Genomic DNA, 21,213 nt, shown 5'->3' with positions numbered 1-21,213 from the left:
GCATGGTCTGTGAATCAGTATAGAGATTTTCCCTCGAAAGGCTTTGCTTTTTGTCATTAATTCGACCCGCCGAGTGCCTCAGATAGCGCCAGCTTAATCGGTTCAACAGCGAAGGTCAGCCCCTTTTCGCCGTTATCTGCCACAACATAGCGAACCGCGCCTTCCGTTTCGGCGTAATAGCGCTTGTTTTTACCGGCCGTGAGGAGCTTTTGCAGCTTTTGCTGGCTTTGCGCTTTGGTCAGGGCAGGGGTAAAGGCGCGTAAAATGGCGCTCATATACTCCAGCGCTTTAGCTTTGGCGGCTTTCTGCTCCGGTCCCTGAATCGGCAGCCAGGTAATCTGCATACTTTTGATTTTGAGGGTTCCGCGCTCAAGCGCCGTCGAGGCGTACAAATTCTCATTAATTTTGCTGGCAGCCCGGGTCAGGTTCGGGGTGTCGCGGGTGCCATCAATGGAGCGAAACTCATTGAGCGGCAGCTTTGGATTGTCCTGATTGAAGGCTTCACGGAACAGGCTGATCGACTGATCAAAGGTCGGCGCGCCCGGCATCACATAGGGTGCGGTAGCCGATACGGAAGTCTCAGCAGCATGCAGAGGTGCGCTTGCACCCAACAGTGTTAAACCCAGCCAAATAAGGTGAAACCACATCTTCATCAATAAAGTCTCTGAATGTTACTGCCCACGATTAAAACGGGATCCGGCTGGCTTGTCAAAAGGAGGCGACTCCAGGGTAAACTACGCGCCGCGATGACTTTTAGGAACCTGACATGACCATACAGCAGTGGTTGTTTTCATTCAAAGGGCGTATTGGACGCCGTGATTTCTGGATCTGGATTGGCGTATGGATTGTCGCCATGCTGGCTCTGTTTATTTTTGCCAATAACGCCTGGTTGAACACCCAGACGGCAGCCTTCGCGCTGGTGTCGCTGCTGTGGCCGACCGCGGCGGTGTTAGTGAAACGTCTGCACGATCGCGGGCGTTCGGGGTTGTGGGCGCTGCTGGTGATACTGGCGTGGATGCTGCTGGCCGGCAACTGGTCGATGCTGCCCTCCATGCTGCCGTGGGTGGTGGGCAGGCTGATCCCTACCATTATTTTTGTGATGATCATTGTCGACCTGGGCGCGTTTGTGGGCACCCAGGGCGAAAATAAATACGGAAAAGATACGATCGACGTAAAGTACCGCTAATTACCAGTAATGTTCTGCGGTCATATGGCCCGGCCGACGGCGTAAATGCTTGGTCATCTGCCGGGTCTCTTTCAGGAGCTGTTGGGTATCACGCACCATTTGCGGGTTGCCACACAGCATCACGTGGCTGGTGTCGGCCTCCATCTTCAGACCCACGGCGGCTTCCAGCTCGCCATTTTCAATCAGGGCCGGTACGCGCCCGTGAAGTGACCCCGGCACCGTTTCACGGCTCACCACCGTCTGGATTTTTACTTTCCCTTCATAACGCTTCTGCAGTTCCTGCATCAGCGGCAGGTAGCTCAGGTCTGCGGCGTAGCGCGCGGCATGCACGAGAACGATATTTTTAAAGCGATCCAGGTCCTGCCCATATTGCAGGATCGACAGGTAAGGGCCGATGGCGGTACCGGTCGCCAGCATCCACAGCGTCTCGCAGTCTGGCACTTCATCCAGCACGAAGAAGCCTGCGGCTTCGCTGACAATCTGGATCTCATCGTCTGGTTTAAGTGCCGCCAGGCGCGGGCTGAGTTTGCCATCGGGAACGGTGACAAGGTAGAACTCGAGATCCGGGTTATCCGGCGCGTTGACATAGGAGTAGGCGCGCTGCACGCGTTCGCCGTCGATCTCCAGCCCCAGCTTGGCAAATTGCCCGGCCGTGAAAGGCTGGATGGGTGCATGAACGGTGAGGCTAAATAGCGCATCGGTCCAGAACTCTACCTTTTTGACTTTACCTGTTACCCAGTCTGCCATGATGTTCTCCTGTACTGATCTCGGGTTCTATCTTCCTTACCTGAGAGGGAGATTTCCAGCCCGTGCGGGCCGGAAAGCTCAATTGATCAAACGGTTTTAAAGAATGTGGGTCTGCACGTCCGGATCTTTACGGTCGAGATAGTGAATCGACTGGATGCGGCGGATGGTGCGTGATTTACCGCGGATCAGCAGCGTTTCGGTGGTGGCCATATTGCCTTTGCGGGTGATGCCGTCCAGCAGATCGCCTTTGGTGATGCCGGTCGCCGAGAAGATAACGTTATCGCTGCGCGCCATATCATCCAGACGCAGCACGGTATTGGCCTCGATGCCCATTGCGGCACAGCGGGCCAGCTCCTGCTCACCGATACGGCGGTTCTCTTCGCTATCGCCTTTTACGTCATGGCGGGCCAGTAGACGGCCATGCATATCGCCGTCGAGGGCGCGGATGACCGCAGCAGAAACCACCCCTTCCGGTGCGCCGCCGATGCCGTACAGTACGTCCACTTCGCTGTCCGGCATGCAGGTGAGGATGGAGGCCGCCACGTCGCCATCGGGGATAGCAAAGACGCGCACGCCCAGCTGCTGCATCTGGGCGATGACCGCATCGTGACGCGGTTTCGCCAGAATGGTGACTGTCAGTTCGCTCAACGGTTTATTGAGCGCGGCGGCGATATTACGCAGGTTTTCCGCCAGCGGCAGATTAAGGTCGATGACCCCTTTTGCGCCAGGGCCGACAATCAGCTTCTCCATATACATATCGGGCGCGTTGAGGAAGGTGCCTTTATCGCCCACCGCCAGTACCGCCAGGGCGTTAGCCTGACCCATAGCGGTCATGCGGGTGCCTTCAATGGGGTCTACCGCGATATCCACCGCATCGCCGTTGCCGGTCCCGACCTTTTCGCCGATGAACAGCATGGGGGCTTCGTCAATCTCACCTTCACCAATCACGATGGTGCCATCGATGTTGACCTGGTTAAGCATGATGCGCATGGCATGGACGGCTGCGCCGTCAGCGGTATTTTTATCACCACGGCCAAGCCACTTGTAGCCTGCCAGAGCGGCAGCTTCGGTTACGCGGGAAAACTCGATAGCAAGTTCACGTTTCATCAGATACTCGTGCAATCAAAAGGAATTGCACGAAGTTTATCACAGAGTGGAGGAGGCGGTTTGGACCCCTCACCCCGACGGGGTGAGGGGGAGGTGTTATGACTCGTCGTGCTCTTCCCAGGCCAGCGCACGTTTCACGGCTTTCTTCCAGCCACTGTAGCGGTAATTACGCTCGGTGGTTTCGATGCCCGGACGGAATTCGCGCTCAATGACCGCTTTCTCCTGCAGTTCGTCCAGGTTCTGCCAGAAACCGACCGCCAGACCGGCAAGATAGGCCGCACCCAGCGCCGTCACTTCACGCACTTCCGGGCGTTCCACGCGGGTACCCAGAATGTCGGACTGGAACTGCATCAGGAAGTTGTTCGCCACCGCGCCGCCATCCACGCGCAGGGCGTGCAGACGAATACCGGAGTCGGCCTGCATCGCTTCCAGTACGTCGCGGGTCTGGAAGGCAATCGACTCCAGCGTGGCGCGGATGATGTGGTTGGAGTTAACCCCACGCGTCAGGCCGAAAATCGCGCCGCGGGCGTAGGGGTCCCAGTAGGGGGCGCCCAGGCCGGTAAAGGCCGGCACCACGTACACGCCGTTGGTGTCTTTCACCTTGGTGGCAAAATATTCCGAGTCGAAGGCGTCGCTGATCAGTTTCATCTCATCGCGCAGCCACTGAATGGACGCGCCTGCCATAAACACCGCGCCTTCCAGGGCGTAATTCACCTCACCGCGTGGGCCGCAGGCAATGGTGGTCAGCAGGCCATGCTCCGATTTCACCGCCTTCTCGCCGGTGTTCATCAGCATAAAGCAGCCGGTGCCGTAGGTGTTCTTCGCCATCCCCTCTTTTACGCACAGCTGGCCAAACAGCGCTGCCTGCTGGTCACCGGCGATCCCGGCGATAGGAATACGGGTGCCGCCTTTACCGCCGATATTGGTCTGACCGTAAACTTCAGACGACTTACGCACCTGCGGCAGCATGGCGCGCGGGATGTCCAGCGCGTCCAGCATTTTGTCATCCCAGTCAAGATCGTGGATGTTGAACAGCATGGTGCGCGAGGCGTTGGTGTAATCGGTGACGTGAACGCGCCCCTGAGTCATCTTCCAGATAAGCCAGGTATCTACGGTACCGAACAGCAGTTCGCCGCGCTTTGCCCGCTCGCGGGAGCCTTCGACATGGTCGAGGATCCATTTCACCTTGGTGCCGGAGAAGTAGGGGTCTACCACCAGGCCGGTGGCGCTACGCACGTACTCTTCCATGCCGTCTCGCTTGAGCTTCTCGCAGATATCCGCTGTACGGCGGCACTGCCAGACAATGGCGTTGTAAATCGGCTTACCGGTTTCGCGTTCCCAGACGATGGCCGTTTCACGCTGGTTGGTGATGCCAATCGCTGCAATCTCGTCGGAACTGATATCAGCTTTCGCCAGTACTTCTACCAGTGTTGAGCTTTGTGACGCCCAGATCTCCATCGGGTCGTGTTCAACCCAGCCTGGACGAGGATAGATTTGCTCGAATTCGCGCTGTGACACGCTGACGATGTTCGCGTCATGATCCATAACGACAGCGCGGGAGCTGGTCGTGCCCTGGTCGAGCGCAACGATATATTTTTTGTCGGTCATAGTTGTGGTCCCGTAGTCAGATTACAGCGAAGCGTTTTGGTGTGCGCCAGAGGTGGTTTCCTTCTCTTCGGCCTCTTCGACGACACAGGTGTCACACGGCAGGTGGCGGCCAATCAATTTACGATAGCCGAAGGCACCCAGCGCAGCACCTACAATAGGGCCGAACAGCGGCACCAGGAAATAAGGAATATCTTTGCCGCCGGTGAAGGCCACGTCACCCCACCCGGCAATAAAGGCGAAGGCTTTCGGGCCGATGTCGCGCGCCGGGTTCATGGCGAAACCGGTCAGTGGCCCCATCGATGCGCCGATCACCGCAATCAGCAGGCCAATCAACAGCGGTGCCAGCGGACCGCGCGGAATGCCATTGCCGTCATCGGTCAGCGCCAGGATGGTACCCATCAGGATGGCGGTGATTACCATCTCTACCGCGAAGGCCTGCACAAAGTTAATGTGCGGGTTCGGATAGGTGGAGAAGATCCCCGCCAGCTCAAGGCTTTCGGTACTGCCACGCACCATATGGTGCGTCTGCTCGAAGTCGATAAACAGATTGTAATAGAGCCCGTAAACTAACGCCGCTGCACAAAACGCACCAGCAAACTGCGCCACAATAAAAGGCACAACCTTGCGTTTGTCGAAGCAGGCAAACAGACACAGCGCGATGGTGACCGCAGGGTTGAGGTGCGCACCCGAAACACCCGCCGTCAGGTAGATGGCCATCGCCACGCCCAGACCCCAGATCACACTGATTTCCCACTGACCGAAACTGGCACCCGCCACTTTCAGTGCAGCCACACATCCTACGCCAAAGAAAATCAACAACCCAGTACCCAGGAACTCTGCGATGCATTGGCCTTTTAAGGTTGATGTTTCACTCATAATCGGATCCTGAAAATGATTAATGGTTATTGTTGGCGCGACGGTCGCCATGACCGGCACGATGTCCTGTAGACATAGTGTTAATTTATCGTTAACGAACAAAAACGAGAAATATCGAACTTAAAATGTGTGTGCCGCGTCAACAAAATGAGCGATAACGCGCCATAAAGCGGGCAAGAATTGCTGTAAGCGAAAGGGGGAGTAAGCTTTCTATTAACTAAAGTGTTAACAATTTAGGGGTATATGGCACGAACGCACCAGGAGGAGACTGAAAAGTGTTGCAAACCGCAATCTGCGCGGTCTGCCGCTGGACAGGGAGGGCGGGGCTCCATACAATCGACACCAGGTGTTGTGCGCGTTTACGTCAAGCGTCGCCTTGCAAATTCAGGAGAGGTAGCATTATGTCGTTAGAAGTGTTTGAGAAACTGGAATCGAAAGTACAGCAGGCGATTGATACCATCACCCTGCTGCAGATGGAAATCGAAGAGCTGAAAGAAAAAAACAACGCGCTGTCGCAGGAAATTCAGACTGCTCAGCACGGACGTGAAGAGCTGGAGCGTGAAAACCACCAGCTGCGCGAACAGCAGAACGGCTGGCAGGATCGTCTGCATGCCCTGCTCGGGCGCATGGAAGAGGTCTGATTCCGAATTCCTGAAAAAGGCATCCACAAGGGATGCCTTTTTTATGTTGCGGGAATAAGATCGCTCAACATGTTACTCACAAGGAATGCGAGATGACAAAGCGAAGCGAGATTATTGATAATTCTGACCGATACATTACCCGTAATACTCCATCAGGCCTCATTTATACGGAAAATCTGGGATGGATTGACTTAGGACACGCAAATCCCTCCGGCGCTGAACGATTATGGCAACAAATGATAATGCCTGGCAGAGACGCCACCGACTGGTTTGAAATTCATTATCATCAAAGCATGTCCAGAAAAATCGTAGGATTAAATGCCACAACCGGGATATACAGACGCTTTTTAGTGCGTAGAGGCTTAAGCGATGAGGTTTTAAGAGGTGTGGCCTTATCCATTTTTATGAGTACTTCTCACAGCTTTGAATCCTTGCAGGGTTTTTGGCCCTATATTCTGATTACGGATAGCGGATACAGCGCAGAAGATTTGGTTTCTAATCTTTTTGGTTTTTGCCAGGCCGTTAACTATGCAGATTATACCCCCTTCCTGGACATTTGTTCCAAAGAGAAAGCTTATCGCATCTGGGATTACTATGGCCCTGTTGGGCAATTTAAAAATAAAAGTGTACTTCCCTTACTGTTTCCAGACCCTGAAGATAAGAGTCTAAAACACCAACCATTCCCGGGCCATTTGCCTGCATTTATGGATTCTATTGTGCCAGTATCTGATCCTTCCGTCGTTAGGGAGGTTCGTATATGAAATGTAGGCATATCATCGTTTTTCTATTCGTTCTGATGGCCGTGCTCTATTCCTTAATAATGACCAGAATATTTTCCGATGAATATTATAAACAAGGCAATCTAATTCAATATTACTTATTAACACCGAAACCACTGAAGGATGCACCAAGGATCACAGAGAACTGGTACTTCACGAAGCAAACCGTTGAAGGAAGTGGTTTGCAGATCAGTACACTCACTTTCACCGGTATCCAAAAGAGTGAACTTCAGAGGAAGCACGAAAAGCTTGAAGCTTATATTGATAACTATCAGGATCGTCATGCAACAATGAGCATAGCGGTAGAGGAAAAGAAAGGGATGTTTGAACTACATATCACTCATTACGATACGAATAAAGATAATTAAAATAGAAGGCCATCTCCTTAAAACAGATGGCCTTCTTTTTCTACTCGATATCCAGCGGATCTTCAGAGAGGATAATGCCGGTGTTATCGGCATAGAGATGGTCGCCGGAGAAGAAGGTCACGCCGCCGAAATTGACGCGCACGTCGCTTTCGCCAATGCCTTCACCTGCGGCACCTACCGGAATGGCCGCAATCGCCTGAATGCCGATGTCCATCTCTTCGAGGTCATCCACCTGACGCACCGCGCCATAGACCACAATGCCTTCCCACTCGTTCTGGGTGGCGAGACGGGCAAGTTCCGCATCAACTAATGCGCGACGCACGGAGCCGCCACCATCAACCAGCAGAATGCGTCCACGGCCGTTCTGTTCGAGCAGATCGTACAGCAACCCGTTGTCCTCAAAACATTTCACCGTAATGATTTGTCCGCCAAACGACGACCGTCCTCCAAAGTTGGAAAACAGCGGTTCTACGACGTTCACATCTTCCTGGTAGATGTCACAAAGCTCGGAGGTATCGTATTTCATAGGCTTAAGTTCAGTTGCTGCGAGTGTTTTCAGTATATCGCGCGAATTGCATTGTTGGCAAAATCATCAATTGTTAATTGATATTTGTCAGCTAATTTAGCGTCTGACTAAGAATAATCCCTATCACGAACAACAGGTTAGTCAGTAGTGCGCCTTTTACCGTGCGTTCCAGCATTGGCGGCATGGCCGAGGCGCTCTGCTCGCGCATCACGTAGCGCGCCTGTTTGACCAGCAGCGGCGTGGCGAGCACAAACAGCCAGCCCCACAGACTGTGCAGGGAAAGCAGGTTAAACAGCGCCAGACAGAGCAGGGCGCCCATCAGCAGGCAGGCATGGTAGCGGCGCGCATTCACCGCGCCTAACCGCACCGCCAGGGTGTTTTTACCGTTCTGACGATCGCTGTCGATATCGCGCAGATTGTTGATATTCAGTACCGCCGTCGCCAGCATGCCGCAGGCGGTGGCTGGCAGGAACAGAGCAGGAATTAACGAGTGCGCCTGCAGATACCAGCTGCCCATCACGCTCAGCCAGCCGAAGAAGACCAGCACGGAGATATCCCCCAGCCCGATGTAACCGTAAGGGCGGGTGCCGACGGTATAGGTGATGGCCGCGACAATCGCCAGCAGACCGAGCACGAGGAAGCCAACCGCATCCGCCGGGGTTTTACAGGCCACCAGCACCAGCGCAATCCCGGAAAGACAGATCAGCGCGACGGTGATAATCAGCGCCCGTTTCATCTCCTCCTGGGTGATCACCCCTTTCTGCATTCCGCGCAATGGCCCGATGCGGTCGGGCTTATCGCTGCCCTTGACGGCATCCCCGTAATCGTTGGCGAGGTTAGAGAGGATTTGCAGAAGCCCGGCGGTCAGCAGCGCCAGGGCAGCCACCAGCGGGTCGAAATGCCCCTGCCACCACGCGAGGGTGGTGCCAACAATAATGGCGGCGAAAGCGAGAGGGAGCGTTTTAGGACGCAGGCTTTCCAGCCAGGCCTGCGTGCGGCTGATTTCAGTCATAGTAATTATGTGCCAATAAAAATGGGGCCTTTCAGCCCCATCATTTGTGATGAAAATGCAATTGCCGCGATTATAGGATAAAACGGCTCAGATCTTCATCTGCTACTAAAGCATCAAGGTGCTTACTCACATAGTCGGCATCAATTTTAATGCTTTGACCATTCAGGTCGCTTGCATCATAAGAGATATCTTCCATCAGGCGTTCCAGCACGGTATGCAGACGACGCGCACCGATGTTTTCGGTGGTTTCGTTAACCTGCCATGCGGCCTGGGCGATACGCTTGATCCCATCTTCGGTGAACTCAATGTTCACCCCTTCGGTCGCCATCAGCGCTTTGTACTGCACGGTGATGGAGGCGTTTGGTTCGGTCAGGATGCGCTCGAAGTCTTCGGTAGTCAGCGCCTGCAGCTCAACGCGGATCGGCAGACGGCCCTGCAGTTCCGGGATCAGATCCGACGGCTTGGCAACCTGGAACGCGCCAGAGGCGATAAACAGAATGTGATCGGTTTTCACCATGCCATGCTTGGTGGAGACGGTGCAGCCTTCAACCAGCGGCAGCAGGTCGCGCTGTACGCCTTCACGGGAAACGTCCGGGCCGGAGGATTCGCCGCGCTTACAGATTTTATCGATCTCATCGATAAACACGATACCGTGCTGTTCAACCGCGTCGATAGCGTCCTGCTTCAGCTCTTCCGGGTTTACCAGCTTCGCCGCTTCTTCTTCAATCAGCAGCTTCATCGCGTCTTTGATTTTCAGCTTACGCGGCTTTTGCTTCTGCCCGCCCAGGTTCTGGAACATGGACTGCAGCTGGCTGGTCATCTCTTCCATACCTGGCGGAGACATAATTTCCACGCCCATTGGCGCGGCGGCGAGCTCGATCTCAATCTCTTTGTCATCCAGCTGGCCTTCACGCAGTTTTTTGCGGAAAGCCTGGCGCGCAGCGGACGGCTCAGCAGGCTGTTCTGCCTGGCCCCAGTTGTTTTTCGCCGGTGGGATCAGCACATCCAGCACGCGCTCTTCCGCCATCTCTTCAGCGCGATAGCGGTTTTTCTCGATGGACTGGACGCGGACCATCTTAATGGCAGAATCGGTCAGATCGCGGATGATAGAGTCCACTTCTTTACCGACATAGCCCACTTCGGTGAACTTGGTCGCTTCGACTTTGATGAATGGCGCGTTGGCCAGTTTAGCCAGACGACGGGCGATTTCGGTTTTACCAACACCGGTTGGGCCGATCATCAAAATGTTTTTTGGCGTCACTTCATGGCGCAGCACTTCATCCAGCTGCATACGACGCCAGCGGTTACGCAGGGCAATCGCCACGGAACGCTTGGCGTTATCCTGGCCGATGATGTGTTTGTTCAGTTCGCTGACAATTTCGCGTGGGGTCATTTCAGACATGAGAAATCCTTACGCCTTAGACGGCAATTCTTCGATGGTGTGGAAGTGGTTGGTATAGATGCAGATATCACCTGCAATATCCAACGCCTTCACAGCGATATCGCGTGCGCCCAGATCGGAGTTTTCCAACAGCGCGCGGGCGGCGGCCTGGGCGTACGGGCCACCGGAACCGATAGCAATCAGGTCATTTTCTGGCTGCACCACGTCACCGTTACCGGTGATGATCAGCGAGGCATTTTCATCGGCCACCGCCAGCAGTGCTTCCAGCTTGCGCAGCATACGGTCGGTACGCCAGTCTTTCGCCAGCTCAACGGCAGCTTTCACCAGATGGCCTTGATGCATTTCCAGTTTACGTTCAAACAGCTCAAACAGCGTGAAGGCGTCCGCAGTGCCGCCCGCAAAACCGGCGATCACTTTGTCGTTATACAGACGACGCACTTTTTTCACGTTGCCTTTCATGACGGTATTACCCAGCGTGGCCTGGCCATCACCGGCAATCACCACCTGGCCGTTACGGCGTACACTTACTATTGTTGTCACGAGCAGACCCCCTGGTTACACATTCGGAAAATAGAGGCCCTGAGCCAGTGCTCAGGGCTGAATAGAATGATAGATGGGGGGGATTTTGGGGGTTTCAACCCCCGGAAGCGAGTCGAATGCAGTTTGTGTGACCTGCCATCTTCAGACGGCTGATAGTGCCATCGGCATTGTCTTTGCCTTTAACCGGGCCGATCACTACGCGATTCCAGCCGTTATTGGTGGTAATGCGTGAGTCAAAGCCTTCAAAGGCCAGCTGGGCACGTACGGTTTCCGCCTGCTCTGCGCCTTTAAAGGAACCGCACTGCACCATCCAGCGACGTTCGTCTTTCTTCTCAGCCGTCTGCTTTGGTGCCTCGGTCTCTTTGGTGACCGGCGCGGCTTTTGGCTGCTGCGCGGTGGTATGCGCAGGGGTTTGCAGCAGATCCTGATACGGCTGCGTGTTGCTATTTTGCTTCGCAGGCTGCGTCTTCGGCTGTTGCGCCGGTTGCGTCTGTGCCACCTTAGGCTGCTGGTACGGCTGTTCCGTCACCCGCTGCTGCGCTTTCGGCTGCTGTACCGTCTGGCTTTGCGCCCACTGTTGCTGCTGCTGAGCCTGCTGCTGCGCCTGGCGCTGACGCTGCAGCGTTTGCTGACGCTGTGCCGGCGTCTGCTCATTCCACGGCACTTCATTGAGCTGGGTCGGCTGCTGGCGCATATCGGCCTGCATCTGTGCCAGCAGCTGGCGCTGTTCGTTGGTTAACTGGTTAGGATCCACCACTTCGCCACCGGCAGAGGGTTCAGTAGGCGCACGCACGCCCGGCTGGCGGCTCTCAAGCTCTTTAATATAGCGCCAGCGCTCTTCCGGTTTAGGGGGCAAGCCATTGCCGACCACTTTATTGCCCTGCAGCGCTTCTGCTTCTTCTTTTTTATGGTGCGTAATGAACCAGAGGCCGCCGATAAATGCCACCAGGACCGCCGCCGCGATCGCCACCATAGCCGGTGAGACTGCGGGCAGGCTGCTGCGTTGCGGTTTCCGTGAGCTACTCTTTTTGCGTCGCGAAGGTGCCGGCTGGCCGCGACGTACATAATCTCGTTGTGCCACTATCGTTTCGCTGTATTTTTTCGTTTGTCAGCCCGTCATGTTACTTAAGCGACGGGCCTTTGACCAGATGAGGACGTCTGAAAGGCGTTTACTTTAAGTCAGGGCCTGGGTTGAACCTCTGACGATCAATTCACAGTCCAGTAAACGGGAGCCGCTGCTAACTGTTTGTCCGTTCAGCTGATCCAGTAACAGCAGCATCGCTTCCCGGCCAATATCATAGCGGGGTTGCGCCACCGTCGAGAGCGGAGGATCGCAAAATTCAGACAGAGAAATATTATCGAAGCCGATGATTGAGAGGTCTTTCGGCACTTTCAGACCGCGCCGTTTGGCATAGGAGAGCGCGCCCAGCGCCATCACGTCGCTGTGACAGAACACGGCGGTAGGCGGTTGCGGCAGCGACAGCAGTTTTTCCAGCGCCAGGCCGCCTGCGGCATAGGTAAAATCGCCCCGGGCGATATAGTGTGGGTCCACCGTCGCCCCGGTGCGGCGCAGCGCCTGAACATAGCCCTGGAGGCGATAGTGGCACAGCGGCATCTCTTCCGGTCCGGCGATACAGCCGATGCGTTTATGGCCCAGATCCTGGAGATAATTTACGGCGTTGAAGGCAGCGGTGAGGTTATCGATGTGAACGGTAGGCAGCTCCAGCTCAGGGGCAAACTCGTTGGCCATCACCATCGGCGGCAGATTGCGCTGCTCTTCAATGCTGGCATCAAAGGGCAGGCGGGAACCGAGCAGCAGCATGCCGTCGATCTGCTTGGTGATAATCAGGTCAATGAAGGTCTTTTCCTGCTGATTCTGGTGCGCGCAGTCGCCAATCAGCACCAGGTAGCCCTGGGCGGCGGCGGTCACTTCGATACCGCGAATGATTTCGCTGAAAAAGGGATCGCAGATGTCGGGCACAATGACCAAAATGGTGCGGGATTCGTTCCGTTTGACGTTACGGCCCATAGCCTGGGGCAGATAACCCACCTCCAGCGCAGCCTGCTCTACACGGTTACGCGTGCTCTGAGAGACTTTGTCGGGATTCATTAATGCTCGGGATACCGTTGCCGTTGAGACTTTTGCTTTCAGGGCAACATCTTTCATGGTCGCCGAGGCAACCTCTTTCCTGGACTTCAACTTCTTCTCCTCGCAGGCGTATCACCGCACTTCTGACTGTGTCAGTTTTATCAGATTGCGAATGGAAGCGGTTACAGAATTTTCATAAAAAGTGTGAGTCGTGTTTAATTTTTCGATCCGCCTCCCACCCTTTTTTAGCTTTCGATAGGATCAACGTCCAGGACCCACTTCACTTTACGCGCTTCCGGCAGGGTGTTAATCAACGCCAGCGTGCCGCTGACGATATGCTGCAGCCGCACCCGGGAAGGGTGTTGTAGCAGGATTTGCCAGCGATAGCGTCCGCCGCGTTTGGGGGCCAGGGCCGGAACCGGACCTAAAATCCACAGCTGATTATCCACCAGCGGGCTGGCCTGCAGCAGGTTGCGCAGTTGCTGGAGGAACAGCGGCGCCTGCTGGTTGTTGTGATCCTCGGCGCGGATAATCACATGGCTGGTCCACGGCGGGAGTTGCAGGGTCTGACGTTCCGCCAGCGCCTGTTCGGCGAAGGCGTCGTAGCCTTTATGCAGCAAGGTTTGCAGCAGCGGATGCTCGGGGTGGTGGGTTTGTAGCACCACCTCGCCCTGTTTACCGGCGCGCCCGGCACGGCCTGCCACTTGGGTATAGAGCTGGGCAAAGCGCTCCGCGGAGCGGAAATCAGCCGAGAAGAGCGCCCCGTCGACATCCAGCAGCGCCACCAGGGTCACGTCCGGGAAGTGGTGCCCTTTCGCCAGCATCTGGGTACCGATCAGGATCCGCGCCCCGCCGCGATGCACTTCCGCCAGCTGTTGCTCAAGGGCGCCTTTGCGGCTGGTGGTGTCGCGGTCGATACGTGAGATAGCCACGCCCGGGAAGAAGGGGGTCAGCGCCTGCTCCAGCTGCTCGGTGCCCAGACCGACCGGCACCATATGGGTCGAGCCGCAGGAAGGACACTGGCGCGGCACCGGTCGCTGGCTGTCGCAGTGGTGACAGCGCAAATGATGCTGGGCCTGATGCAGGGTATAGTAGTGATCGCAGCGCGGGCATTCAGCGATCCAGCCGCAGTCGTGGCACAGCAGCGCCGGGGCAAAACCGCGCCGGTTGAGAAACAGGATCACCTGGTTGTTGGCCTGCAGATGCTGGCGCATGCGGGCGATCAGCGCCGGGGCTAGCCCGGCCTGCACCGGCTGACCTTTCAGATCCAGTACGTGCTGCATGGCAGGACGGGCATTACCCGCCCGCCGCGTCAGGCGTAATAGATGGTATTTTCGCTGGCGCACATTGTGCAGCGTCTCCAGCGCAGGGGTCGCGGAGCCGAGAATGATTGGGATCTGTTCGCTGTGGGCGCGATAGACCGCCAGGTCGCGGGCGTGATATCGCCAGCCCTCCTGCTGTTTATAAGAGCTGTCGTGCTCTTCGTCGATGACGATCACCCCGAGATTTTTAAAGGGTGTAAACAGGGATGAGCGGGTGCCAATCACGATTGCCGCTTCGCCATTTTTCGCTTTCAGCCAGGCGCTGAGGCGCTCGCTGTCGTTTAAGCCGGAGTGCAGCACCTCGACCGGGGCGTTAAAGCGCTCGCGAAAACGGGCGATGGTCTGCGGGGTCAGGCCGATTTCCGGCACCATCACCAGCGCCTGCTTGCCCTGAGTCAGTACATTTTCCAGTACGCTCAGATAGACTTCAGTTTTACCGGAACCGGTCACGCCTGCCAGCAGCCAGGCTGAAAAGCGATCGGACGCGCTGTGGATCGTCCCAACGGCGGTCGCCTGTTCGGTATTGAGCCGCAGACGGTCGCCCGCGACGCTAAAGCCGTCGCGCCAGTCGATAAGCGCCGGCGCTTCGCAGGCCATTTCGCTCAGCCCTTTTTTACGTAAGCTCTGGAGCGCCGCGTCGTTAAAGTCGAGGTTCTCAACCTGATGACGCCAGATCCTGCCCTGGCGTAACGCCGCCAGTGCCTGCTGCTGTTTCGGGGAGCGTTTCAGGCTATTAATATCTACCGCCTGCCCCTGCTCGGTGGCAAACCAGTACCACATCGGCGCATGGCTGGCGCTTTTGCCCTGTCGCAGCAGAATGGGTAAGGCGTGAAACAGCACATCACCAATGGGATGATGATAATAGTCGGCCGCCCACAGGAGCAGTCGCCAGACGCTGGCGGAAAAGACCGGTTCGCTGTCCAGCACCTCGACCACGCTTTTGAGTTCACTGAGAGGTAACTCGCTGTGCTGGCTTACGGAGACGACAATACCCACCCGCTGCTGTTTGCCAAACGGCACATTCACGCGACAGCCCGCCTCAGCCTGCATGTTGTCTGGCAGCAGGTAGTCAAAGGTACGGGGAAGCGGAACGGGCAGGGCAACGTGAGCAACGGGCATCGAATCTTCCTGACTTGAAAAGTGGCGCGTTAGTATACACATTAGTGAAAGGCGGCGTGCGGATCAGTTTGCATACCCTGGTTAAATTCTGTATGATTCGCCGCCTTTGGTGCACTTTGCATCAAAGAACTTACATTCAACATCGCGTGGTGTCTGGCGTTAGGGCTGGAAGAGCGACGCGGCCTTAACTGAGGTTCTCCCATGAAAAAAGATATCCATCCTAAATACGAAATGATTACTGCAAACTGCTCTTGCGGTAACTCTATCCAGATCCGCTCCACCGTGGGTCACGATCTGAACCTGGACGTGTGCGGCCAGTGCCACCCGTTCTACACTGGTAAGCAGCGTGACGTTGCAACCGGTGGCCGTGTTGACCGCTTCAACAAGCGTTTCAGCATCCCGGGTTCCAAGTAAGTTTCCCGAAAAAAAAGCGCCGCAAGGCGCTTTTTTTGTATCTGTAAATCAGTATTCCCACGTCTCCGGGTCGATACCCAGCTCACGCATGATCACCTTTGCCTCTTCCGGAATTTCATCGCTACGCTCTTTGCGCAGGTCTTCATCGTTCGGCAACGGTTGACCGGTAAACGCGTGCAGGAACGCTTCGCACAGCAGTTCGCTGTTGGTAGCGTGACGCAGGTTATTCACCTGACGACGCGTGCGTTCATCGGTGAGGATCTTTAACACCTTCAGAGGAATGGAAACCGTAATTTTTTTTACTTGTTCACTCTTCTTACCGTGCTCAGCGTATGGGCTGATATATTCGCCGCTCCATTCAGCCATGAGATACCTTTAATCCTCTCTGTCATTAATATGAGGCTGACACCGCAGCGGTTCGCCGGGGTTCGAGCCATAATCGCGCGTAGTTTACCGTAGAGATGCCGTTGTGACACGGATATTGCCTCTGCGGTATGCGCTAAAGCATATAATTTTAACGGCTATTTGCGCATTGCTCAATCTATACGCAAAGAAGTTTAGATGTCCAGATGTATTGACGTCCATATAATCAATGTTTACTCTGGTGCCTGACTTTTCATCCATTAAGCCAGGAAGCCTTCACCATGACGCGTAAACAGGCCACCATCGCAGTGCGTAGCGGATTGAATGATGACGAACAGTACGGCTGCGTTGTCCCGCCGATTCATCTCTCCAGTACCTATAACTTCACCGGATTTAATGAACCTCGCGCCCATGACTACTCGCGCCGTGGTAACCCTACGCGTGATGTCACCCAGCGCGCGCTGGCGGAGCTGGAAGGTGGCGCAGGTGCGGTGATGACCAATACCGGCATGTCGGCTATTCACCTGGTGACCACGGTGTTCCTGAAACCGGGCGATCTGCTGGTGGCCCCGCACGACTGTTATGGCGGCAGCTACCGCCTGTTTGACAGCCTGGCGAAGCGCGGTTGCTATCGCGTGCTGTTTGTCGATCAGGGTGATGAGCAGGCGCTGAAACAGGCGCTGGCAGAAAAACCGAAGCTGGTATTAATCGAAAGTCCGAGCAATCCGCTGCTGCGCGTCGTGGACATTGCAAAAATTTGTCAGCTTGCAAGGGATGCGGGAGCGATAAGTGTAGTGGATAATACCTTCCTCAGTCCGGCGCTACAGAACCCGCTGGCACTGGGAGCAGACCTGGTATTGCATTCATGCACCAAATATTTGAACGGCCACTCGGACGTGGTTGCCGGGGTGGTGATTGCGAAAGATCCGGAGGTTGTCACCGAACTGGCATGGTGGGCGAATAACATCGGCGTCACCGGCAGCGCGTTCGACAGCTATCTGCTGCTGCGTGGTCTGCGCACCCTGTCGCCGCGTATGGATGTGGCGCAGCGTAATGCCCAGGCGATTGTCGATTTCCTGAAGACCCAGCCGCTGGTGAAAAAGCTTTATCACCCGTCGCTGCCGGAGAATCAGGGGCACGAGATTGCTGCGCGTCAACAAAAGGGTTTTGGCGCGATGTTAAGTTTTGAGCTGGATGGCGATGAGCAGACGCTACGTCGCTTCCTGAGCGGGCTGTCACTGTTTACGCTGGCGGAATCTTTAGGTGGGGTTGAAAGTTTGATCTCCCACGCCGCCACCATGACGCACGCAGGCATGGCGCCAGAAGCGCGTGCCGCCGCCGGGATCTCCGAGACGCTGTTGCGTATCTCAACCGGTATTGAAGATTGTGAAGATTTAATTGCCGATCTGGAAAATGGCTTCCGGATCGCAGCCAAGGGGTAATCATGAGTGTGATAGCGCAGGCAGGGGCGAAGGGTCGTCAGCTGCACAAGTTTGGTGGTAGTAGTCTTGCTGATGTGAAATGTTACCTGCGGGTCGCGGGGATCATGGCAGAGTATTCGATGCCGGGGGACATGATGGTTGTCTCTGCGGCGGGCAGCACCACCAACCAGTTGATTAGTTGGCTGAAGTTAAGCCAGACCGATCGTCTCTCTGCGCATCAGGTTCAACAAGCGTTACGCCGTTATCAGAGTGAATTGATCGCCGGGTTACTGCCTGCCGACGTGGCCGATGGCCTGATCAGCAACTTTATCCAGGATCTGGAGCGGCTGGCCGCGTTACTCGACAGCGGCGTGACCGATGCCGTTTACGCCGAGGTCGTGGGCCACGGTGAAGTCTGGTCTGCCCGTCTGATGGCGGCGGTTCTGCAACAGCAGGGGCTGGAGGCCGCATGGCTGGACGCGCGGGACTTCCTGCGTGCCGAGCGTGGCGCTCAGCCGCAGGTTGATGAAGGCCTCTCTTATCCGCTGCTCCAGCAACTGCTGGTGCAGCATCCGAATAAACGTATTGTCGTGACCGGCTTTATCAGCCGCAGCAACGCGGGTGAAACCGTGCTGCTGGGGCGTAACGGCTCCGACTACTCGGCAACGCAGATTGGTGCGCTGGCCGGTGTGTCGCGCGTCACCATCTGGAGCGACGTGGCGGGCGTCTATAGCGCCGACCCGCGCAAGGTTAAAGATGCCTGCCTGCTGCCGCTGCTGCGTCTCGATGAAGCCAGCGAGCTGGCCCGTCTGGCGGCCCCGGTTCTCCACGCCCGTACCCTGCAGCCGGTTTCCGGCAGCGATATCGATCTGCAGTTGCGCTGTAGCTATACGCCGGATCAGGGTTCCACCCGCATTGAGCGCGTGCTGGCTTCCGGCACCGGGGCGCGTATTGTCACCAGCCATGACGATATCTGCCTGATTGAGTTCCTCGTTCCTGCTGGTCAGGATTTCAAACTGGCGCATAAAGAGATCGACTTGATCCTCAAGCGTGCCCAGGTGCGCCCGCTGGCCGTGGGGGTGCATACCGATCGTCACCTGCTGCAGTTCTGCTACACCGCCGAAGTGGCCGACAGCGCGCTGAAGATTCTCGATGAAGCGGGTCTGCCGGGCGAGCTTCGTCTGCGTCAGGGGCTGGCGCTGATTGCGATGGTGGGCGCGGGCGTCACCCGTAACCCGCTGCACTGCCACCGTTTCTGGCAGCAGCTGAAAGGGCAGCCGGTTGAATTTACCTGGCAGTCCGAGGAGGGCATCAGCCTGGTGGCGGTGATGCGTACCGGGCCTACCGAGAGTCTGATCCAGGGCCTGCACCAGTCGCTGTTCCGCGCCGAAAAACGCATCGGTCTGATGCTGTTTGGGAAAGGGAATATCGGTTCCCGCTGGCTGGAGCTGTTTGCCCGCGAGCAAACCACGCTCTCGGCGCGTACCGGTTTTGAATTTGTACTGGCGGGCGTGGTGGACAGTCGCCGCAGCCTGCTCAGTTATGAAGGGCTGGACGCCAGCCGTGCGCTGGCCTTCTTCAACGATGAGGCCATCGAGCAGGATGAAGAGTCGCTGTTCCTGTGGATGCGCGCCCACCCCTATGATGATCTGGTGGTGCTGGATGTGACCGCCAGCGAGCAGCTGGCCGATCAGTATCTTGATTTCGCCAGCCACGGCTTCCACGTCATCAGCGCTAACAAACTGGCGGGGGCCAGCAACACCCGCAACTATCGTCAGATCCACGACGCCTTTGAAAAAACGGGCCGTCACTGGCTCTACAACGCCACCGTCGGCGCCGGTCTGCCGGTGAACCACACCGTGCGCGATCTGATCGATAGCGGCGACAGCATTCTGGCGATCAGCGGTATCTTCTCCGGGACGCTCTCTTGGCTGTTCCTGCAGTTTGATGGCACCGTGCCCTTCACCGACCTGGTGGATCAGGCGTGGCAGCAGGGGCTGACCGAGCCCGACCCGCGCGTTGACCTCTCCGGCAAAGACGTGATGCGTAAGCTGGTGATCCTGGCGCGTGAAGCGGGCTACGACATCGAGCCGAATCAGGTGCGCGTGGAGTCGCTGGTGCCGGCGGGCTGCGAAGAGGGGTCTGTCGATCACTTCTTCGAGAACGGTGAAGCGCTGAACGAGCAGATGCTACAGCGGCTGGAAGCGGCGCGCGAAATGGGTCTGGTGCTGCGCTACGTGGCGCGTTTCGATGCCAACGGCAAGGCGCGCGTTGGGGTTGAGGCTGTCCGCCCGGAACATCCGCTGGCGGCGCTGCTGCCGTGCGATAACGTCTTTGCCATCGAAAGCCGCTGGTATCGCGATAACCCGCTGGTGATCCGTGGCCCAGGCGCGGGCCGCGACGTGACCGCCGGGGCGATCCAGTCCGATATCAACCGTCTGGCGCAGCTGCTGTAAAGCCCTATGCCCGGTGGCGCAACGCTTACCGGGCCTTCTTTTTTCCCATCCTGAACTTTTTTCACCTTCCCTGAGCATTCCTCACCGTCAATGGTGATATTTTCAGTTGACGCCAGTCCGCTTTTCCGTCATTTTTACATCTGGACGTCTAAACGTATAGAAGTTCGAAGCATAACAAACAACGACACGCGATTGATGAGGTAAGGTATGAGCTTTTTTCACGCCAACCAGCGGGAAGCCCTGAATCAGAGCCTGGCAGAAGTAAACGGCCAGATTAACGTCTCTTTTGAATTTTTCCCGCCGCGCACCAGTGAAATGGAGCAGACCCTGTGGGCCTCTATCGATCGCCTGAGCAGCCTGAAACCCAAATTTGTCTCCGTGACCTACGGCGCCAACTCCGGCGAGCGCGACCGCACGCACAGCATCATTAAAGGTATTAAGGATCGTACCGGTCTGGAAGCTGCCCCGCATCTGACCTGTATCGACGCCACCCGCGACGAGCTGCGCACCATTGCCCAGGATTACTGGAACAACGGCATCCGCCACATCGTGGCCCTGCGTGGCGACCTGCCGCCGGGCAGCGGTAAGCCGGATATGTACGCGACCGATCTGGTGGCGCTGCTGAAAGAGGTGGGCGATTTCGACATCTCCGTGGCGGCTTACCCGGAAGTGCACCCGGAAGCGAAAAGCGCCCAGGCGGATCTGCTCAACCTGAAACGCAAAGTGGATGCGGGTGCCAATCGCGCCATCACCCAGTTTTTCTTTGATGTTGAAAGCTATCTGCGCTTCCGCGACCGCTGCGTCTCCGCCGGTATCGACGTGGAAATTATCCCTGGCATCCTGCCGGTTTCTAACTTTAAGCAGGCCAAGAAATTTGCCGACATGACCAACGTGCGCATCCCGCACTGGATGGCGAAGATGTATGAAGGCCTGGACGATGACGCCGAAACCCGCAAGCTGGTGGGTGCCAGCATCGCCATGGATATGGTGAAGATTTTAAGCCGTGAAGGGGTGAAGGATTTCCATTTCTATACCCTCAACCGCGCCGAAATGAGCTACGCGATCTGCCACACGTTAGGGGTTCGCCCGGGTCTGTAAAGACGAAGCCCTCAATAATATGAGGGCTTTTATATTTCAGGTGGATAACAACGGTATTAACTATCAAATCTGTGGATTGTTTCAATTATCTCTTATTCCCGGTGGTGTATATCCTAACGATAAAACCATAGAGGGAGCA

21 protein-coding genes are annotated in these 21,213 nt (G+C 56.2%); 8 read left to right on the top strand and 13 right to left on the bottom strand.

Annotated features, from left to right (window positions below; genetic code table 11):
• Positions 1-56: 56 nt before the first annotated feature.
• Positions 57-653, bottom strand: a complete 597-nt coding sequence (locus GNG26_RS21690) for a DUF1454 family protein (protein WP_103177515.1) — start codon at positions 651-653, stop codon at positions 57-59.
• A 113-nt stretch (positions 654-766) separates the two neighbouring features.
• On the opposite strand from GNG26_RS21690, the gene GNG26_RS21685 reads away from it, so the two are divergent.
• On the top strand, positions 767-1,186 hold the full coding sequence (locus tag GNG26_RS21685) for a DUF805 domain-containing protein (RefSeq protein ID WP_114316379.1): 420 nt from the start codon (positions 767-769) through the stop codon (positions 1,184-1,186).
• Here the strand turns inward: GNG26_RS21685 and fpr are convergent, their stop codons facing one another.
• From fpr to GNG26_RS21665, 4 genes are all read right to left on the bottom strand, one after another.
• A complete protein-coding gene (fpr, locus tag GNG26_RS21680; RefSeq protein ID WP_103177513.1) occupies positions 1,187-1,933 on the bottom strand; it encodes a ferredoxin--NADP(+) reductase in 747 nt (248 codons plus the stop codon).
• A gap of 96 nt (positions 1,934-2,029) precedes the next feature.
• Positions 2,030-3,040 carry a class II fructose-bisphosphatase gene (gene glpX, locus GNG26_RS21675; protein WP_156240039.1) on the bottom strand — a complete coding sequence of 337 codons (1,011 nt, stop codon included), beginning with the start codon at positions 3,038-3,040 and terminating at the stop codon, positions 2,030-2,032.
• Positions 3,041-3,136: 96 nt separating this feature from the next.
• Positions 3,137-4,648: a glycerol kinase GlpK gene (glpK, locus tag GNG26_RS21670; protein WP_103825247.1), complete on the bottom strand. Its 1,512-nt coding sequence runs from the start codon at positions 4,646-4,648 to the stop codon at positions 3,137-3,139.
• A 21-nt stretch (positions 4,649-4,669) separates the two neighbouring features.
• Positions 4,670-5,524 (bottom strand): MIP/aquaporin family protein, encoded by an 855-nt coding sequence (locus tag GNG26_RS21665; RefSeq protein WP_103825246.1) that lies wholly within the window; start codon positions 5,522-5,524, stop codon positions 4,670-4,672.
• Positions 5,525-5,925: 401 nt separating this feature from the next.
• Here GNG26_RS21665 and zapB point away from each other — a divergent pair, with 401 nt between their 5' ends.
• The 3 genes from zapB (at position 5,926) to GNG26_RS21650 (ending at position 7,312) form a co-directional block, all read left to right on the top strand.
• Positions 5,926-6,165, top strand: a complete 240-nt coding sequence (gene zapB, locus GNG26_RS21660) for a septal ring assembly protein ZapB (protein ID WP_103177509.1) — start codon at positions 5,926-5,928, stop codon at positions 6,163-6,165.
• Between the two features lie 92 nt (positions 6,166-6,257).
• Positions 6,258-6,926, top strand: coding sequence for a hypothetical protein (locus GNG26_RS21655; RefSeq protein ID WP_156240038.1), 669 nt, complete (start codon positions 6,258-6,260; stop codon positions 6,924-6,926).
• Complete coding sequence (locus GNG26_RS21650; RefSeq protein ID WP_103825244.1) at positions 6,923-7,312, top strand: hypothetical protein; 390 nt, start codon at positions 6,923-6,925, stop codon at positions 7,310-7,312. Before GNG26_RS21655 ends, GNG26_RS21650 begins: the two co-directional genes overlap by 4 nt.
• A 40-nt stretch (positions 7,313-7,352) precedes the next feature.
• On the opposite strand, the gene rraA is transcribed toward GNG26_RS21650, so the two are convergent.
• The 7 genes from rraA to priA all read right to left on the bottom strand — a co-directional run bounded on the left by rraA (position 7,353) and on the right by priA (position 15,322).
• The gene (rraA, locus tag GNG26_RS21645; RefSeq protein ID WP_156240037.1) at positions 7,353-7,838 is read right to left on the bottom strand and encodes a ribonuclease E activity regulator RraA; all 486 of its coding nucleotides are present in this window, start codon (positions 7,836-7,838) and stop codon (positions 7,353-7,355) included.
• A 91-nt stretch (positions 7,839-7,929) separates the two neighbouring features.
• Complete coding sequence (gene menA, locus GNG26_RS21640) at positions 7,930-8,856, bottom strand: 1,4-dihydroxy-2-naphthoate polyprenyltransferase (RefSeq protein WP_103177505.1); 927 nt, start codon at positions 8,854-8,856, stop codon at positions 7,930-7,932.
• A 64-nt stretch (positions 8,857-8,920) separates the two neighbouring features.
• Complete coding sequence (hslU, locus tag GNG26_RS21635; protein WP_103177504.1) at positions 8,921-10,252, bottom strand: HslU--HslV peptidase ATPase subunit; 1,332 nt, start codon at positions 10,250-10,252, stop codon at positions 8,921-8,923.
• 9 nt (positions 10,253-10,261) lie between these two features.
• Positions 10,262-10,792: an ATP-dependent protease subunit HslV gene (gene hslV / locus GNG26_RS21630; protein WP_032615282.1), complete on the bottom strand. Its 531-nt coding sequence runs from the start codon at positions 10,790-10,792 to the stop codon at positions 10,262-10,264.
• Between the two features lie 94 nt (positions 10,793-10,886).
• Positions 10,887-11,873, bottom strand: coding sequence for a cell division protein FtsN (gene ftsN / locus GNG26_RS21625; RefSeq protein WP_156240036.1), 987 nt, complete (start codon positions 11,871-11,873; stop codon positions 10,887-10,889).
• A gap of 93 nt (positions 11,874-11,966) precedes the next feature.
• A complete protein-coding gene (gene cytR / locus GNG26_RS21620) occupies positions 11,967-12,992 on the bottom strand; it encodes a DNA-binding transcriptional regulator CytR (RefSeq protein ID WP_156240035.1) in 1,026 nt (341 codons plus the stop codon).
• A gap of 134 nt (positions 12,993-13,126) precedes the next feature.
• Complete coding sequence (gene priA, locus GNG26_RS21615; protein WP_156240034.1) at positions 13,127-15,322, bottom strand: primosomal protein N'; 2,196 nt, start codon at positions 15,320-15,322, stop codon at positions 13,127-13,129.
• A gap of 201 nt (positions 15,323-15,523) precedes the next feature.
• Between priA and rpmE the strand changes: the two genes are divergently transcribed.
• The gene (rpmE, locus tag GNG26_RS21610) at positions 15,524-15,736 is read left to right on the top strand and encodes a 50S ribosomal protein L31 (protein ID WP_103177500.1); all 213 of its coding nucleotides are present in this window, start codon (positions 15,524-15,526) and stop codon (positions 15,734-15,736) included.
• A 48-nt stretch (positions 15,737-15,784) separates the two neighbouring features.
• On the opposite strand, the gene metJ is transcribed toward rpmE, so the two are convergent.
• Complete coding sequence (metJ, locus tag GNG26_RS21605; protein ID WP_015966498.1) at positions 15,785-16,102, bottom strand: met regulon transcriptional regulator MetJ; 318 nt, start codon at positions 16,100-16,102, stop codon at positions 15,785-15,787.
• A gap of 278 nt (positions 16,103-16,380) precedes the next feature.
• Here metJ and metB point away from each other — a divergent pair, with 278 nt between their 5' ends.
• From metB to metF, 3 genes are all read left to right on the top strand, one after another.
• Complete coding sequence (metB, locus tag GNG26_RS21600; protein WP_103177499.1) at positions 16,381-17,541, top strand: cystathionine gamma-synthase; 1,161 nt, start codon at positions 16,381-16,383, stop codon at positions 17,539-17,541.
• 2 nt (positions 17,542-17,543) lie between these two features.
• Positions 17,544-19,976: a bifunctional aspartate kinase/homoserine dehydrogenase II gene (locus GNG26_RS21595; protein ID WP_103825238.1), complete on the top strand. Its 2,433-nt coding sequence runs from the start codon at positions 17,544-17,546 to the stop codon at positions 19,974-19,976.
• A gap of 207 nt (positions 19,977-20,183) precedes the next feature.
• Entirely contained in the window at positions 20,184-21,074 is an 891-nt protein-coding gene (metF, locus tag GNG26_RS21590; protein WP_032615268.1) for a methylenetetrahydrofolate reductase, read from the top strand.
• Positions 21,075-21,213 lie beyond the last annotated feature (139 nt).

The organism is Leclercia sp. J807 (assembly GCF_009734465.1).
Classification (GTDB): Bacteria; Pseudomonadota; Gammaproteobacteria; order Enterobacterales; family Enterobacteriaceae; genus Enterobacter.
Note: the sequence above shows the minus strand (reverse complement) of the source record. Positions and strands in the feature narration are given on the sequence as shown.